This window comes from Janthinobacterium sp. JF4 (assembly GCF_059617925.1).
This window is the reverse complement of record NZ_JCAQAV010000043.1, coordinates 1-16,581: the sequence shown is the minus strand read 5'-3', so window position 1 is coordinate 16,581 and position 16,581 is coordinate 1. Positions and strand designations below refer to the sequence as shown.

The 16,581-nt window shown below is 64.9% G+C and carries 14 protein-coding genes and 1 pseudogene; 9 read left to right on the top strand and 6 right to left on the bottom strand.

Features of this window, described 5'->3' with window-relative positions; all coding sequences use genetic code 11:
- The first annotated feature begins 6 nt into the window (after positions 1-6).
- Positions 7-1,164, top strand: coding sequence for an acetyltransferase domain-containing protein (locus AC54AF_RS23030; protein WP_496638405.1), 1,158 nt, complete (start codon positions 7-9; stop codon positions 1,162-1,164).
- A 21-nt stretch (positions 1,165-1,185) separates the two neighbouring features.
- Here the strand turns inward: AC54AF_RS23030 and AC54AF_RS23025 are convergent, their stop codons facing one another.
- The 3 genes from AC54AF_RS23025 to AC54AF_RS23015 all read right to left on the bottom strand — a co-directional run bounded on the left by AC54AF_RS23025 (position 1,186) and on the right by AC54AF_RS23015 (position 4,662).
- On the bottom strand, positions 1,186-3,057 hold the full coding sequence (locus AC54AF_RS23025) for a transthyretin-like family protein (protein ID WP_496638404.1): 1,872 nt from the start codon (positions 3,055-3,057) through the stop codon (positions 1,186-1,188).
- A gap of 106 nt (positions 3,058-3,163) precedes the next feature.
- Positions 3,164-3,694 (bottom strand): isochorismatase family protein, encoded by a 531-nt coding sequence (locus tag AC54AF_RS23020; RefSeq protein ID WP_496638403.1) that lies wholly within the window; start codon positions 3,692-3,694, stop codon positions 3,164-3,166.
- A gap of 50 nt (positions 3,695-3,744) precedes the next feature.
- Positions 3,745-4,662, bottom strand: coding sequence for a LysR family transcriptional regulator (locus tag AC54AF_RS23015; protein ID WP_496638402.1), 918 nt, complete (start codon positions 4,660-4,662; stop codon positions 3,745-3,747).
- A gap of 121 nt (positions 4,663-4,783) precedes the next feature.
- On the opposite strand from AC54AF_RS23015, the gene AC54AF_RS23010 reads away from it, so the two are divergent.
- From AC54AF_RS23010 to mmsB, 3 genes are all read left to right on the top strand, one after another.
- Positions 4,784-6,001: an ABC transporter substrate-binding protein gene (locus AC54AF_RS23010; protein WP_496638401.1), complete on the top strand. Its 1,218-nt coding sequence runs from the start codon at positions 4,784-4,786 to the stop codon at positions 5,999-6,001.
- Positions 6,002-6,105: 104 nt separating this feature from the next.
- Positions 6,106-7,620 carry a CoA-acylating methylmalonate-semialdehyde dehydrogenase gene (locus AC54AF_RS23005; protein WP_496638400.1) on the top strand — a complete coding sequence of 505 codons (1,515 nt, stop codon included), beginning with the start codon at positions 6,106-6,108 and terminating at the stop codon, positions 7,618-7,620.
- Between the two features lie 10 nt (positions 7,621-7,630).
- Positions 7,631-8,524, top strand: coding sequence for a 3-hydroxyisobutyrate dehydrogenase (gene mmsB, locus AC54AF_RS23000; protein WP_496638399.1), 894 nt, complete (start codon positions 7,631-7,633; stop codon positions 8,522-8,524).
- On the opposite strand, the gene AC54AF_RS22995 is transcribed toward mmsB, so the two are convergent.
- Positions 8,521-8,910, bottom strand: a complete 390-nt coding sequence (locus AC54AF_RS22995) for a DUF1090 family protein (protein ID WP_131685867.1) — start codon at positions 8,908-8,910, stop codon at positions 8,521-8,523. The genes mmsB and AC54AF_RS22995 overlap by 4 nt on opposite strands.
- A 134-nt stretch (positions 8,911-9,044) precedes the next feature.
- Between AC54AF_RS22995 and AC54AF_RS22990 the strand changes: the two genes are divergently transcribed.
- The 4 genes from AC54AF_RS22990 to AC54AF_RS22975 all read left to right on the top strand — a co-directional run bounded on the left by AC54AF_RS22990 (position 9,045) and on the right by AC54AF_RS22975 (position 13,076).
- Entirely contained in the window at positions 9,045-9,887 is an 843-nt protein-coding gene (locus AC54AF_RS22990; RefSeq protein ID WP_496638398.1) for a tetratricopeptide repeat protein, read from the top strand.
- On the top strand, positions 9,884-10,879 hold the full coding sequence (locus AC54AF_RS22985) for a tetratricopeptide repeat protein (protein ID WP_496638397.1): 996 nt from the start codon (positions 9,884-9,886) through the stop codon (positions 10,877-10,879). Before AC54AF_RS22990 ends, AC54AF_RS22985 begins: the two co-directional genes overlap by 4 nt.
- Before the next feature lie 65 nt (positions 10,880-10,944).
- Complete coding sequence (locus AC54AF_RS22980; protein ID WP_496638396.1) at positions 10,945-12,159, top strand: AGE family epimerase/isomerase; 1,215 nt, start codon at positions 10,945-10,947, stop codon at positions 12,157-12,159.
- Complete coding sequence (locus tag AC54AF_RS22975) at positions 12,156-13,076, top strand: carbohydrate kinase family protein (RefSeq protein ID WP_496638395.1); 921 nt, start codon at positions 12,156-12,158, stop codon at positions 13,074-13,076. Before AC54AF_RS22980 ends, AC54AF_RS22975 begins: the two co-directional genes overlap by 4 nt.
- Positions 13,077-13,081: 5 nt before the next feature.
- Here AC54AF_RS22975 and AC54AF_RS22970 read toward each other — a convergent pair whose 3' ends face one another.
- Together AC54AF_RS22970 and AC54AF_RS22965 are read right to left on the bottom strand one after the other, a co-directional pair.
- Positions 13,082-14,146: a LacI family DNA-binding transcriptional regulator gene (locus AC54AF_RS22970; protein WP_496638394.1), complete on the bottom strand. Its 1,065-nt coding sequence runs from the start codon at positions 14,144-14,146 to the stop codon at positions 13,082-13,084.
- Positions 14,130-16,043, bottom strand: coding sequence for a glucokinase (locus tag AC54AF_RS22965; RefSeq protein ID WP_496638393.1), 1,914 nt, complete (start codon positions 16,041-16,043; stop codon positions 14,130-14,132). The genes AC54AF_RS22970 and AC54AF_RS22965 overlap by 17 nt, the downstream gene beginning before the upstream one ends.
- Before the next feature lie 345 nt (positions 16,044-16,388).
- Here AC54AF_RS22965 and AC54AF_RS22960 point away from each other — a divergent pair.
- Positions 16,389-16,581 (top strand): annotated as a pseudogene (locus tag AC54AF_RS22960) (carbohydrate porin); the annotation flags it as partial.

Sequence of the window (16,581 nt, the reverse complement as noted above, 5' to 3'; positions counted from 1 at the left end):
ATGACGATGACCTTGACTACATCTTCCACCCTGCGCACCCGCATCGCCGTCATCGACGTGCTGCGCGGCCTCGTCATGCTGATCATGCTGTTCGACCATGTGCGCGAAACGGTCTTTCTACACCACCAGGTGGGCGATCCGATGGATGCGGCCCATGTCGATCCGGCCCTGTTCTTCACGCGCCTTGCCGCCCACGTATGCGCGCCCATGTTCGTTTTCCTGACGGGATTGTCGGCCTGGCTGTACGCGCATCCGGCCGCCGGCCCGCGCAGCGCCACCGGCTTCCTGTTCAAGCGGGGCTTGCTGCTGGTCGTGCTGGAACTGGTGTTCGTCAATTTTGCCTGGATGGGCACTTTCACGCCCGCGATCCTGTACCTGCAGGTGATCTGGGTCATCGGCCTGGCCATGATGGCGCTGGCCGTGCTGCATAAACTCCCTTTGAAAGTGCTGGCGCTGCTGGGCGTGGCGATTGTCGCGGGACAGCATTTGATTACGGGCTTGCGCGCGGAAGAGGGCAGCTTTGCCTATTATGCTCTGACGGTGCTGCTGCAACGGGGGTATCTGGTGGCCGATGGCGCCATGAAGATCAAGGTCAGCTACCCGTTGCTGCCGTGGATAGGCGTGATCGTGCTCGGCTATGCGGCCGGGCCCCTGTATGCGCGCAGTCGTGCGCCGGAAGGGCGGCGTCGCCTGCTGCTGGCGCTGGGTGCGGGCAGCTTGGTGCTCTTGGGCCTGCTGCGCGGCTTCAATATCTACGGCGAAACCTTGCCGTGGGTGGCCGGCGACACGGCCTTGCGCACGGCCATGAGCGTGCTGAACTTCACGAAATATCCGCCATCGCTGGACTTTTTGCTGTTCACCCTGGGCCTGGGCTTGCTGGGCCTGGCCTGGCTTGAAAGCGTCGATAACTGGTTCACGCGGGCTTGCGCCACCTTTGGCGGCGCGCCCATGTTCTACTATTTGCTGCATTTGTATCTGCTGTTGATCATCGGCAGGACGCTCACGGCCGTGCTGGGCGCCAACCACGTCGACCGCTATGGCGTCGAACATGTCTGGCAGGTGTGGCTGATCGCGCTGGCCCTGATGCCCGTGCTGTACTTTCCCTGCCGCGCGTTTGCCAATTACAAGCGCACCTCAACACAGGCGTGGGTGCGTTATTTCTGAATGACGCCTGCTTGCCAACGCCTACTTGCAGTACAACCTGTCGATGCTGTGCGGCGACGCCAGGTAATGCCGCGTCTGCCAACTGATGGCCACCCTGTAGGCGCACGGTGGATCGAGCGCCACGTTGACGGGGAAGCCGCCGTTGTTGCCCGATAGGTGCGGCCCGCCCGCGCCGCCGCGGAACAGGTAGTTGCCCGGCGGTGGCGGTGGCGTGAAGCTGGCGGCCGGCAGCGGTGGCGGCGGGTGCGTGATGCCGTTGTTGTTGGAAATCGTGATAGTGAAAAAGCGCAGATGCGGATGGTCGATCGTGTACAGGATATGCACGAGACCGCCCGCGATGGGGTTGCAGGCATTGCTGCGCAACTCTTCCAGGTCCAGCGCCACGATGACGGGCGAGTTGTCGAAGACGATGGAGTCGAGCCCGTCCATGGCCACCAGCGCCAGGCTGATGCCGTCGCGCACCTCGAAGCCCAGGCGGTAGCGGCGTATCGGTTCGCTCTCGGCTGCCGTCAGACTGCGGCCCGCGTCGAGGAGGGGCAAGCCCCCGGGCAGCTTGGCCGGGTGCAGGCTGGTGATGGCCGGCGTATTCACGGTCAGTAAATCAAACGTGCGCAGGAAGATGCCGGGCGCCACGTTGACGACGGCCGTCGTGCCGTCGCGCATGTCCACGGTGACGGCCTTGCCGTCCACGCGTATCCAGCCGCCCGGTTGCAAGTCGCCCGCGTCGATGATGACGGGCGCCGAATCGCCGAGGCCCAGTCCGTTCGTATAAAACACATAGCCGACATGCGTGCCGAGAATTTGCGTGAGCGGCGCCAGGCTGGCGGGCGCCACCGTGGGGATGGCTGCAGGGTCGTCGCTGCCGCCGGGCCAGGACCATTCGCCGATCAGGAAACGGTATTCGAGCGGATTGGCGGGAATGGCGCTGTTGCGCAGCGGGCAATTGCCTTTCAAGGTGACACCGCCGGCGAATGCATACGAGGCGGCCGCGCCGCCCGCATAACCTTGCGCGGAAAAGCCGGCAAGCGAGGGAAACGGGTGGATGTCGAAGATTTCCACCTGCTGCCAGTGCGGCACGCCTTCCACGTCGGGCGGCAAGACGTCTTTCGAGCACAATTCCACGCAGAAACAGTGTCCCACGTTCTCGCGCCCCGGCTGGCGCCCGTTGGCCTGGGTTTCCGACAGGATGGTCACGCTGCCCAGCTGCGCCGTGAAATATACGTCGGGGCCGCTGGCGAACTCCACGTTGATGAACGGTGAAAGCGGTGTCAGCGTGAAGTCTGACGTCAGGTAGTCGATGCGGAAGCGCCCGCCGGCGTCCGTCACCGCCACGCCCAGCGCATCGTCCTGCAGCCAGTCGGCGTCGAACGCGCGCACGGTGGCGCCGGCGATCGGCGTGTGGGGCGCGTCGCAGGTGCGCAGCCGGCCGCAGATGGTCCAGGCGCCGAAGCGGGCGCGCACCAGGCACCAGAAGCGTTGCGGCACGCAATAATCCCAGACGGCAAGGAAATCGTTGTCGACCTGGCGCCAGCGGGGCTGGACGGTGGTGATGGAAAACTGCAGCGGCACGGGGTCTTTCGGCCCCGGTTTCAAATGCGGCACGGTGGGGCACAGCACGTCGACTTCCACGGCCTCGCCCTGATAATCGCCGTCCAGGGTAAAACGGTAGTTGCCATCGTCATCCGTACGCGCCTCGGCCAGCAGGAACGGCGCCTTGGCCTGCACTTCCTCGTCGGTGAGGATGGCGAAGGTTTCCTTGGCGCTGGCCACGGCCAGGGCCGTGACGTCTTGCGCCTCGCGCGGGCGGTACAGGCGCACGATGACGTGGGATAAGGCTTCAGGACACTCGGCACAGATCAAGCCGCACAGCTTGCCCCGCAGGATATAGGCCATGATGGCTCCCTTGCTGATGTGGACGGCGCGCCGCTAGCAATAGCGGCGCTGTTACCAATCTAGCAAATGAAAGGCCGACAGGCTTGATCTGGCTTAAACCTGCGTTCTATTTAATCAGCGCCAATACTTCGCGGAAACGCGGATGCTTGCAGTCGCGCAACCACTCGAAGGCCAGCATCTCCACCGTCACCAGATGGGCGCCCAGCTTGCCCAGGCGGGCCAGCGCCGCATCGCGGCTGGCCGCCTGGCGCGAGCCGACGGCGTCGATGGCGATGATGACCTCGTAGCCCAGCTGCAGCAAGCCGATGGCCGTCTGCAGCATGCACACATGGGCTTCGCAACCGGTGACGACGATCTGTCTGCGCCCGCCGGGCAGCATGTCCTGCAAGCCATCAAAACAGGCGCCGAAATGCGTCTTGTGCAAGGTCCGTTCGCACAGGGCTGCGATCTCTTCCACGTTCGGCCCCAGTCCCTGGCTGTTCTGTTCCGTGCCCAGCACGGGCACGTCGAGCAGGCGGGCGATCTTGGCCAGGCGCAGGTTTTGCGCCAGCACCAGGCCGGCATCGTGGATGGCCGGCATCAAGCGGCCTTGCAGGTCGACAATGACCAGTACGGCCTGGTTCGCATCCATCAGCATGGCTTTCTCCTCATTGGTATGTGGCGACAGTGTAGCGCGCTGCGGCTTGCTTAGGCTGGCCAGCTGGGCGTGGCCGTCTCGCCCATCAGATAGGCGTGATTCAAATCGATGGCGGCACGCAGGTAATTCCACAGGGCGCTGACCCGGGCGATATTGCGCCGCTCGCTGGGCGAGATCATCCAGAAGGCGCGGGTCAGGTCGATCTCGCCGTCGAGCACGGGCACCAGTTCGTTCGACTGCTGCGCCACGAAGCAGGGCAGGATCGCCAGCGCCTGGCCCGCGCGTGCCGCGTGGTATTGCGCGATCACGCTGGTGCTGCGAAACGCGCGCAGCGAGTCGGGCGCCACGTTGTCCATGTAGCGCAGCTCGGCGCTGAAGACCAGGTCGTCCACGTAGCCGATGATCGGATGCTGCGCCAACTGCGCCACGCTGGTGATCGGCGCGTGGCGCGCCAGGTAGCCTGGCGTGGCGTACAGCTTCAGGCGGTAGTCGGACAGCTTCGTCACGACATACGGGCCGGACAGGGGCCGCTCGATGGAAATGGCCACGTCCGCCTCGCGCTTGGACAGGCTGACGAAACGGGGCACGGCGATCAGGTCCACGCTGATGTGCGGGTATCGCCCGCAGAACTGCGCCAGGTGGGGCGCCAGCACGATGGCGCCGAAGCCTTCCGTGGCGCCCAGGCGCACCTGGCCCGACAGCAGCCGGTTGTGTTCGCCCAGTTCCTCGGTGGCGGCGAACACCGTGCTTTCCATCGTTTCCGCGTATTCCATCAGGCGATGGCCCTCGGGCGTCAGCTGGTAGCCCACGTAGTTGCGGTCGAACAGCTGCGTGCCCACCTGCTCCTCGAACTTGCGCATGCGCCGCGACACGGTGGAATGGTCGATGCCCAGTTTTTTTGCCGCGTCGACGAGGCCGGCGCTGCGCGTCAGTTCCAGGAAGACCCGTACATTGTCCCAATCGAGCATGGCAAACCCTCTCTGTGCATTTTTGCAAAGGAATTATGCATTAATTTCACTTGAGCGCATATTTTTACACATGCAGAATGCAGATATACCTATAAGAAAACCCATCCACCTGGAGACACGCATGAAAAAAACCGTTCTGGCCATGGGCGCGCTGGCGCTCACCCTTTCCTTTGGCGGCGCGCAGGCGCAAATTTCCGATGGCGTCGTCAAGGTCGGCATCCTGACCGACATGTCCGGCCCGTATTCGGCCATGGGCGGGCGCGGCTCCGTCGTCGCCAGCCAGATGGCCGTCGAGGATTGCCTGAAAGCCGAATGCAAGGGCATGAAGATCGAAATCGTCTCGGCCGACCACTTGAACAAGGCTGACATCGCCGCCTCCAAGGCGCGCGAATGGCTGGATCGCGACAAGGTCGACGCCATCGCCGATCTCACCAATTCCTCGGTGGCCCTGTCCGTGCAAAAGCTGATGAAGGAGAAGGGCGGCATCGCCATGTTCAGCGGCCCCGCCACGGGACGTTTGACGAACGAGGATTGCTCGCCGAACGGCTTCCACTGGATGTTCGACACGTATTCGCAGGCGGCCGGCACGGCGGCGGCATTGACCAAGCTGGGGCAAAAATCGTGGTACTTCGTCACCGTCGATTACGCCTTCGGCCACTCGCTGGAAAAGGATGCCAGCGAAGTCGTCAAGCGCAATGGCGGCACCATGCTGGGCGCCGTGCGCCATCCATTGAACGCTTCAGATTTCTCGTCCTTCCTGGTGCAGGCGCAAGGCTCGAAGGCGCAGGTGATCGGCCTGGCCAACGGCGGCGCCGACACGGTCTCCGCCATCAAGCAGGCGCGGGAATTCCGCATCGGCAGCGGCAAGGACCAGCGCCTGGCCGCCTTGCTTGTGTTCCTCTCCGACGTGCATGCGCTGGGGCTGGAAACGGCGCAGGGCCTGGTCTACGCGGACGGCTTTTACTGGGATTACGATGACCGCAGCCGCGTGTTTGCCAAGCGTTTCGAGGCGCTCAACAAGGGCGCCAAGCCGACCATGGTGCAGGCGGGCGTGTATTCGAGCGTCTACCACTACCTGAAATCGGTGGCGGCCGCCAAGAGCGACGACTCGAAGATCGTCGCCGACAAAATGCGCCAGCTGCCCATCAAGGATTCCGTGATGAACAACGCCTCGATCCGCCCCGATGGCCGCGTCATTCACGACATGTACCTGGTGCAGGTCAAAACCCCGGCCGAATCGAAAGGCGCATGGGACTACCTGAAAGTGCTGTCCACCATCCCCGCCGACCAGGCGTTCAAGCCGATGGATGCGGCGGCGTGCAACCTGGTCAAGAAATAATTTTCGGCGGATCAGCAAAGTGCTGGGGTTAGACCCGCCGGGTCTGACCCCAGATTTCCGCTGCTGTGACGCGACTTTCGCGTATCGAATTAATGGAGCCTCACATGAACCAAGCCCTCACCCAGATCCCCGCCATCCCCCTGCACATCGGCGGCAAGCACCACGCATCAAACAGCAGCGAATGGCGCGACGTCGTCAACCCGGCCACGCAGGAAATCGTCGCCAAGGTGCCGTTTTCCACGCCGGACGAAGTCAACCTCGCCGTCGCCACGGCCAAGGAAGCGTTTAAAACCTGGCGCAATACCCCGCTGGCCGCGCGCATGCGCATCATGCTCAAGTACCAGCACCTGATCCGCGAAAACATCGGCGCCCTGGCCGAACTGATCACGCGCGAACACGGCAAGACCCTGCCCGATGCGGAAGGGGAAGTGATGCGCGGCCTGGAAGTGGTGGAGCACGCGTGTTCGATCGCCACCCTGCAGCTGGGAGAAATTGCGGAAAACGCGGCCACCGGCGTCGATGTCTACAACATCTACCAGCCGCTGGGCGTGGGGGCCGGCATCACGGCGTTCAATTTCCCCGTCATGCTGCCGTGCTTCATGTTCCCGATTGCCATCGCCTGCGGCAATACGTTTGTCCTGAAACCGTCGGAGCAGGATCCGTCCTCCACCATGTACCTGGTCGAACTGATGTACCAGGCGGGCTTGCCGGCGGGTGTGCTGAACGTCGTGCATGGCGGCGCCGACGTCGTCAACATGCTGTGCGACCATCCCGACATCAAGGCCGTCTCCTTCATCGGCTCCACCCACGTGGGCACGCATGTGTACCGCCGCGCCAGCGAATCGGGCAAGCGCGCGCAATCGATGATGGGCGCGAAAAACCATTGCGTGGTGCTGGCCGACGCCAACAAGGAGCAGGCGATCAATAACCTGATCGGCGCCGCCTTTGGCGCGGCCGGCCAGCGCTGCATGGCCAATTCCGTCGTCGTGCTGGTGGGCGAGGCGCGTTCCTGGCTGCCGGAAATCGTCGCCCGCTCGCAAGCGCTGAAAGTGGGGCCGGGCAGCGACCGCACGGCCGACCTGGGGCCGATGGTCTCGAAAGCGGCCATGCAGCGGGCGGAAAAGCTGATCCAGGCTGGCGTGGACGAAGGCGCGCAACTGCTGCTCGATGGCCGCGGCCACAAGGTGGCCGGCTACGAGGGCGGCAACTTCATGGGCCCGACGATTTTCTCGAAGGTGGCAGCATCGAACTCCGTCTACACGCAGGAAATATTTGGCCCCGCCATGTGCGTGGTCGAGACGGATACGCTGGACCAGGCCATCGCCTTCATCAACGCCAACCCGAACGGCAACGGCACCTCGATCTTTACCTCGTCCGGCTGGGCGGGGCGCAAATTCCAGAACGAGATCGACGTGGGGCAGGTGGGCATCAACGTGGCCATTCCCGTGCCCGTCGCCTATTTCAGTTTTACGGGGTCGCGCGCGTCGAAGCTGGGCGACCTGGGCCCGAACGGCAAGCAAGCCTTGTACTTCTGGACGCAGACCAAGACCGTCACGGCGCGCTGGTTCGCCCCGGACGATGGCGGCAGCGGCGTCAATACCACCATCTCGATGAAATAAGGGGAAGGGCATGAGCACCAATATCGTTTTCATCGGCCTCGGCAACATGGGCTTGCCCATGGCGCAAAACCTGGTGCGGGCCGGCCATGCGGTGACGGGCTTTGATTTGCTGCCGGCCAGCGTGCGGCAGTTTGCCGATGGCGGCGGACTCGTGTCCGATGACCAGGCGACGGCGATAGGCGCGGCCGACATCGTCATCACCATGCTGCCGGCCAGCCGCCACGTGCTGGGCGCCTACCTCGGTGATGCCGGCATCCTGGCGCAGGCGCGGCCCGGCACTTTGCTGATCGACTGTTCGACGATTTCCACCGAGGCGGCGCGCCAGGTGGGCCGCGCGGCCGAGGAGCAGGGCATGCTGATGCTGGACGCGCCCGTCTCTGGCGGCACGGCGGGCGCCACCAACGGCACCCTGACCTTCATGGTGGGCGGCGAAGAATCCGCGCTGGCGGCGGCGCGGCCCTACCTGGACGTCATGGGCAAGGCCATCTTCCACGCGGGCGGCTCGGGCTGCGGCCAGACGGTCAAGATCTGCAACAACATGCTGCTGGGGATACTCATGATCGGCACCAGCGAAGCGATACGCCTGGGCGTGGCCAATGGGCTGGACGCTAAGGTGGTGTCGGACGTGATGGCGAAAAGCTCGGGCCGCAACTGGACCCTGGAAGTGTACAACCCGTGCCCGGGCGTGGCCGAGAACGTGCCCGCGTCGCGCGGCTACACGGGCGGCTTTGGCGTGGACCTGATGCTGAAAGACCTGGGTCTGGCCGTGGAAAGCGCGCTGGCCAGCGGCGCGGCCGTGCCGCTGGGCGCCCTGTCGCGCAATCTGTATAGTTTGCACAGCAAGGCGGGGTCGGGCGCGCTGGATTTTTCCAGCATTTATCAGCTATTGGGCGAGAAGGCTTAGGGTTGTTGCGTTTGTAAAGTCGCCAAATCGGCTTTGGCTTTTTCCAGCTTGCCTTCCAGCTTGGCGATCTTCTTCGGCTCCTTATTCGCTTCCTGGGCCAAACGCAGCGAACGCTCCGTCTGGTTCACCTTGGCCTGCGCCTTGACGATCTTCTTGTTGTGACGTTCGACCAGGCTGCTGTCGCGGCAGTGGGCGTTGACTTCGTCGAGCGCGCGCGCCAACCCCGCGACCTTGTTCGACAGCCCCTGTTCCTGCGCCTGGCGCAATTCGCTGCGGATGCTTTCGCGCTTGGCGGCGCAGCCGGCCAGCTGGGTCTCGGCGGCGCTGGCGCCCACGCAGGCGGCGGCGAGCAGCAGGGTCAAGGCGGTTTTCGATAGGCGGTTCATGGCGTTCCTGTGTCAGTGGTGGACTCGTGCAATGTAAGCCTGCCGCGATGCCCTGTCAAACTTCGCGTGCAGTGCGCGCCTGTCGGGCGTGGCATCGGCTACCATGCGTGTTTTCTTCTTCCCGACACCGTCGCATGCCCAAGAAATTCCTCTTGCTGATTCCTTTGCTATTGCCGCCGCCTGTTCTGGCGCAAACCTCGCCCACCTTGCTCGAGCTGCAGCTGATCGCCATCAAGGCACGGGCCGATGTGACGACTCATAGCCCGGAAAGCATCGCCGAGTTTGCCGAGACCCGGCGGGTGGCCGAAGCGGGCGACGTGGAAGCGCAACTGGAGCTGGCGCGCATGCTGCAGCTGGGCGTCGGCGCGCCGCAAGACACGGCGCAGTCGATGGCCTGGATACGCAAGTCGGCCGAAGGCGGCTATGCGCCGGCGCAATCGGCCATGGGGCTGGCCTACACCTTGGGTGGCAAGGTGCCGATCGATCGCGTGCAGGGCGAATACTGGCTGCGCAAGGGCGTGGCGCAAGGCGACGCACTGGCGCAAACCATCCTGGCGCTGGAATTCATCAATGGCGACAGCAGTGCCGAAGAACAGGCGCAGGCCATCACATGGCTGAAGGCGGCGGCGCTAGAGCAGCACTTTGTTCCGGCCTATAACGCGCTGGGCGAGCGCCTGATGCGCGCAGCTACCGATGAGCAGCAGCGCGGCGAGGCATTCCACTGGTATGACAGATCGGCGCGTGAAAAGGAGCCGGCCGGCATGCGCAACCTGGCCCGGGCGCACGAACTGGGCCTGGGCGTGGCGCAGTCGGACAAGTGGGCACTGGTCTGGTACGAGCGGGCGGGATGGAGCGGCGACGTGCCCGCCATGCGGCGCATGATCGAGGTGTATGTCAAGGGCGAGCTGGGACAAGCGGCGAATGCCGAAGACGCCGCCGAGTGGCGCGCGAAACTGGCCGAGAAGGAAAAGCAATGAAGACCATCGCGTTGCTATTCAGCCTGGCGCTGGCGCAGTCCGTGCTGGCGCAGCCAGCGTCCCTGCAAAAGCCGGGCCAGCATCCGGCGCTGGCCGAATTCGATATGTCAGGCCTCGATGACATGCGCGCGCGCGTGCAGGCCGTGATCAATCGTCCCGCCGACCTGTCGTCCGACAAGGTCGCCGCCTTCGGGAAGGCGCGCCGCGCTGCCGAAGGGGGCGATACGGCCGCCCAGCTGGAGCTGGCGCAGATGCTGCACGGCGGCGAGGGCACGCCGCGCGACTATGACGCCGGCCTGGCGTGGATGCAGAAATCGGCCGAAGGCGGCTATGGCCCGGCGCAGGCTTTCCTCGGCGCGGCCTACACGCTGGGCCAAGGCATGGCCATCGACCGCAAGCTGGGCGAATACTGGTCGCGCAAGGGCGCCGCGCAAGGCGTGGAACTGGCCAATTTCACGCTGGCCATGCACTTCGAACATATCCACAGCAGCCCGGAAGAACAGGCGCACGCGCTGCACTGGCTGAAGTTTTACGCCGAAAATGGCTTCATCCCCGCCTACAATGAAATCGGCTACCGCCTGATGATGACGGCGAAGGACGAGGTGCAGCGCAAGGAAGCATTTGGCTGGTACATGAGGGCGGCCAAGGCGCTCGATCCACCCGGCTTGAACAATGTGGCGTACTCGTATGAAGTGGGGCAGGGCGTGCCGCAGAGCGACGAGGCGGCCCTGGGCTGGTATGAAATGGCGGCCATCGCCAAAAGTCCGCCGGGGCAGACGGGTTTCGCGCGGTTGCTGGAGCAAGGCCGTGGCGGCCCAACCCGGCAAGGGCCGGCGCCCAAGCCGTTCGCGCTGTACCTGCTGGCGGCCAAGCAGGGCGACGCCCAAGCCATGCAGCGGCTGGTCCAGGTGTTCGATAAGGGCGAGCTGGAACAGGCGGCCGACCCCGCGCAGGCGGCACTGTGGCGCGAAAAGCTCAGGCTGGCCAAGTAGACCGAGACGGGGTGAAAACGGCATGCTATCATCATTGTTATCGATAACAATATCATGAGAGACCCATGAATCCCGATTTCCGCTCCAGGGACATGCTCGAAAAGCATATCCGGCACACGATGCACTTTTATCACCCGCGCGCCATCGACGCCAGCGGCGGCTTTTATCACTTCTTCCGCGATGACGGCACGGTGTACGACGCCAGCACGCGCCATCTGGTCAGCAGCACGCGCTTCATCTTCAATTACGCCATGGCTTGCCGCCACTTCGGCGACGCCGATTACCAGGCGGCCCTGCGCCACGGCGTGGCCTTCCTGCGCGACGCACACCGCGACCCGGCCACGGGCGGCTACGCCTGGCAACTGACATGGCAGGACGGCGTCAAGACGGTGCAGGACGGCGCCAACCACTGCTACGGCCTGGCCTTCGTGCTGCTCGCCTATGCCCATGCCTTGCAGGCGGGGATGCCGGAAGCGCGCGGGTATGTGGACGAAACGTTTGAACTGATGGAGCAGCGCTTCTGGCTGCCCGAACACGGCCTGTATGCGGACGTGGCCAGCGCCGACTGGTCCACGCTGGACGGCTACCGGGGCCAGAACGCCAACATGCATGCCTGCGAAGCCATGCTGGCCGCGTTCGAGGCGACGGGCGAAGCGCGCTACCTGCACCGCGCCGAGACGCTGGCGCACAACATCACCGTGCGCCAGGCGGGCCTGGCGAACGGCATGATCTGGGAACACTACAAGCCTGACTGGTCGATCGACTGGGACTACAACCTGCACGACAAGAGCAATATCTTCCGTCCGTGGGGCTACCAGCCCGGCCATTTCACGGAATGGGCCAAGCTGCTGTTGATCATGGAGCGCCACGCCAAGTTCATGGCCGGCCCGTCCAACTGGCTGCTGCCGCGCGCGCGCGCACTGTACGACACGGCCCTGGCCAAGGCATGGGATGGCGCGCATGGCGGCATCCACTACGGTTTCGGCCCGCAGGACGAGATCTGCGACGGCGATAAATACTTCTGGGTGCAGGCGGAAAGCTTCGCCGCGGCCGCCGTGCTGGCCGCGCGCACGGGCGACGAGGCCTACTGGCACAGCTACGACAAGATATGGGAGTACAGCTGGACGCACTTCGTCGATCATGAGCACGGCGCCTGGTACCGCATCCTCACACCGGAAAACCGGAAGATCAGCAACGAGAAAAGCCCGGCCGGCAAGACCGATTACCACACCATGGGCGCCTGCTACGAAGTGCTGAACGTGATTGGCGGTGCAGCATGAGCGCCAACTTCCCTGCTTTCGTGTCGGCCGGCGAGGCGCTGACGGACATGCTGCGCACGGGCGCCGACTCATGGAAGAGCCAGGTGGGCGGCTCGACCTGGAACGTGGCGCGCGTGATGGCGCGCCTGGGCGTGCCCAGCGCCTTTGCGGGCGCAATCAGCCTCGACGTCTTCGGCGACGCGCTGGCCGCTGCCACCGGGGCGGCGGGTCTGGACATGCGCTTTTTGCAGCGCCATGCGAAGTCGCCGCTGCTGGCCATCGTGCATGAACTGCATCCGCCCACCTATTACTTCATCGGCGACGACAGCGCCGACCTGCATTTCGACTCTTCGCTCCTGCCGGCTGGCTGGATGCAAGGGGCGCAATGGGTGCATTTCGGCGGCATCAGCCTGGCGCGCGAACCGCTGGCGGGCAAGCTGCTGGCGCTGGCGGTGGAACTCAAGGCCGCTGGCGTGAAGATCAGCTACGACCCGAATTTCCGCATCATGATGGATGAACGCTACGACGCCACCCTGCGCCGCATGACGCAGCTGGCCGACGTGATCAAAGTGTCCGACGAGGACCTGGCCGGCCTGTTCCGCCATGACGACATCGACGGCGCGTTTGCCACCCTGCGCAGCTGGAATCCGCAAGCCACCTATTTGTATACGCGTGGCGCGCAAGGCGCCGCGCTGTACCAGGGCGAGCAGACCTGGCAGGCGGCGCCACCCGTCATCGAGGTGGTCGACTCGGTGGGGGCGGGCGACGCCAGCATCGGCGGCTTGCTGTACAGCCTGATGTACCGGCCCGAGGCCGACGGTGGCCAGCACTTGCGCTTTGCCGTCGCGGCGGGCGCGGGTGCCTGCCTGGCGGCGGGCGGTTCGCCGCCCTCGGTGCAGCTGGTGGAGTCGCTGGCGCAGCGCACGCTGGTGCGGTAGCGGTATCAACCCCGCGTAACGGGTCCCGTCGATGCCCGCGCCATCAAGGTAAATTCCATCAGGCGATGCGTGGCGGGCGCCGTTTCTCCGGCGCGGCGCTGGCGGATTTCGTCGATGACGAGATTGACGGCGGCGCGCGCCATGTCGGCGATGGGCTGGTGGATGGTGGTCAGTTCGGGCCAGACGGTGGTGGCGACGGGCGTGTCGTCGAAGCCGCACACGCTCAATTGCGCCGGTACCTGCAGGCCCATGCCGTGCGCCACGGCCAGGGTGGCGGCGGCCATGTCGTCGTTGCTGGCGAAGATGGCGCTCGGGTGCGGTGCCTGCGCCAGCAACTGGCGCGCCGCGTCGAGCCCCGAACGGTACGTAAAGTAGCCTTGCGCCACCCTGTGCGGCGGCACGGACAGATGCGCCTCGCGCATGGCGTCCTCGAAGGCCTGGCGGCGCAGCAGGGCCGGCGTGTGCGCCGGATCGCCTTCGATGAAGCCGATGTCGCGGTGGCCCAGCGCGAGCAGATGGCGCGTCATGGCCAGCGCGCCCTCGTAGTCGTCGATGCGCACGGCCGAGACGCCGGGCGAAGGGCGCGCCGTGGCCACGGCGATGGCGGGGATGCCCATCTGATTGAGCTGCGCCAGCACTTCCGGCGAATCGCACAGGGGCGGCGGCACCAGGATGCCGTCCACGCCGGCCGCCACCAGGCAGGCGATGCCGGCGCGCTGGCTGTCCAGGTCTTCGCAGCGTTCGAGCAGCAGCTGGCCGCCGCCCTGGCGGCATTGGTCCATCGCGCCAACTAAAAATTCGCTGAGGAAGGCGGCGCTGGGATTGCTGTACAGCAGGCCGATGCGCAGGGTGCCCGTGCGGGCTGCCCTGGCCGCCAGGTTGGGCTGGTAGTGCAGGCTGGCGATCGCCGCCTCGACCTTGTCGCGCGTGGCGGTGCTGACGCTGGCGCGCCCGTTGATCACGCGCGACACCGTCATGGCCGACACGCCGGCCACGCGCGCCACGTCATGCACGGTGGCGCCGCTGGCTGTGTCGGGAGCGGCGGGCGCCGCCTTATTCGAGGTGGCCACCGAATTTCAGCTTGCCGCTGATGCGCATGCCGTGCAATTGACCTGCTTCCAGTTCGGCGGCGCTGGTGCGCTGCGCCGTGTCGCGCCGCGCCAGTCCCACCGACAGGATATCGAGCATCATCAGCTGCAGCAGGCGCACGATCATGGGCACGAAATTGAGGTTGCCTTCCGGGTGGTTCAAGGTCAGCAGCACGTCGGCCAGCTTGGCCAGCGGCGAACCGCTGGCCGTAATGGCCAGCACGCGCGCGCCGCAGCCCTGCGCCACCTTGACGGTGCGCAGCAGGTCGGGCAGGGCGCCCGAGCGGGAAATGACCAGTGCCACGTCGCCCGGTTTCAGCATGGCCGCGCTCATTTCCTGCGCCTGCGGATCGGCAAAGAAGCTGCTGACGATGCCCAGGTTGAGCAGCTTGTGCTGCATGTCATCGGCCACCACGCGGGCGCTGCCGACTGCCAGCAGCTCCACGCGCTGCGCGCCGCGCAGCAGCTCGATGGCGGCCGTCAGCGCTTTGACGTCGAGCATGTCGCGCAGGGCCAGCGCGGCCGAGGCGTTATTGCCCAGCACCTTGCGCGCCAGCTCGGCGTCGGAATCCGAGATCTCCACGTGGCAGTGCGCCACCGTGATGGCGCCGCCCGTCAGTCCGGATGCAAGTTTCAGCTTGAAATCGGCCAGGCCCTGCACGCCGATCGAGCGGCAAAAGCGCATCACGGTCGGCTGGCTGACGCCGACCCTCTGGGCGATTTCGGCGATCGGCAGGGTCAGCATGGCGTTCGGTTCCTTCAAGACCCAGTCGGCCACCTTGCATTCCGATGGACTCATCCTGCCGCGCGCCTGGCGCACGGATTCGAGCACGGGCGCGCCGGAATGGGCGCGCTTGAGCTTTTGCGCCAGGATGGCGGCGATGCCGAGGAAAGTGGGTAGTTCGGCCGTGATCAGGAAGGTGGGGATCTGCGCCAGGTACTCGTTCAGGCGGCCCTTTTGCTCGAAGCGGGCACGGAACTGCGACCGTTCGAACAGGGGGCCCAGGCGCGGCACGATGCCCCCGCCTATATAGATGCCACCCAGCGCGCCCAGGGTCATGGCCACGTTGCCGGCGATGGAGCCGAGGATGGCGCAGAAGCAGTCGACCGCTTCGAGGCACACTTCGCATTCATTGTTCAGGGCGCGGCTGGTGATGTCGGCCGCCAGCAGCGGCTGCACGTCATGTCGGCCAACGCGGTCGGACAGGGCGCGGTAGATCAGTTCCAGCCCACGCCCGGAGGCGAGGCGCTCGGCCGAGACGTGCGACAGTTCGCGCCAGGCGAAGGACAACACGTCCATCTCGCGCTGGTCGCAGGGGGCGAAGCTGACGTGCCCCCCTTCGCTGCCCAGCGCGATCCAGCGGTCTTCGGCGGGAATCATGCCCGACACCCCCAGACCCGTGCCGGAACCGAGCAGGCCGATGACGCTGTCGGCGCGGGCCATGCCGCCGCCGATCTGCTGGCGCTGGTCGGGCCGCAGATAAGGCAGGGCCATGGCCAGCGCCGTGAAGTCGTTCACCACCAGCAGCGTGTCGAGGCCCAGCGCGGCGCGCATCGCCTCGATCGAGAAGAACCAGTGATGGTTCATCATGCGGATATTGTCGTCGTCGATGGGATTGGCGATGGCGATGGCCGCATGGCGCACGCGCGCCGAACCGGCGGCGCGCGCCTCGCTGCTATCCATATACGCGGTGATGGCGTCGAGCAGCGAAGCGTAGTCGTCGCAGGGCAGCACGGCTACCGCTTCCAGGTGGCCCTGGCGCGTTTCGAGCACGAAGCGGGCATTCGTGCCGCCGATGTCGGCCAGCAGACGCGGCCCTTCAGTGAAACGCTCCGCCGGATCGCTGCCTGCTACTTCCATTTTTTCATCAATTTTCATGGCGGTGCCTAGTCTCGTTTGCGTGCGCTGTCATGGCGGCGCACTGTCGTTATGGCAAAAACCAAGGATTTTAATTCGTATACGCGCCGCGTGCCGAAAAATGCGGGGCACCCGCGCAAATGCTTGCATGCAGCGCCGGAAACGGGTGCGCCAGCGGAAAAATCAGGGGTGCTCAACTGGCAAATCCCTGCGTAAATAAAGTGTCGCAGAGTAGTCGTAGGATTACAACATAATATGTTGATATTTGTTCGTAGTATAGTTACTATGTCCCTGCTGGAAAGAATTCTGGCCAGTACATTCGGCCACGAATGACTAGATAAAAAATAACTACTGAGGAGACTTACCATGCTGCATCGCAACATGTTGAAGGCCGTGCTGAAAACACTGCCGGCTGCCATCGTCTTAGCCATCGCCAGCGGTTCCGCTGCCGCCGACCCCATGTATCCATCCGACTCCGAAGGCTTCCATGGCTACCTGCGCGCTGGCGCCGGCAGCAATACCTCCAGCGACGGCGGTTCGCAAGGCTGCTTCGGCCTGG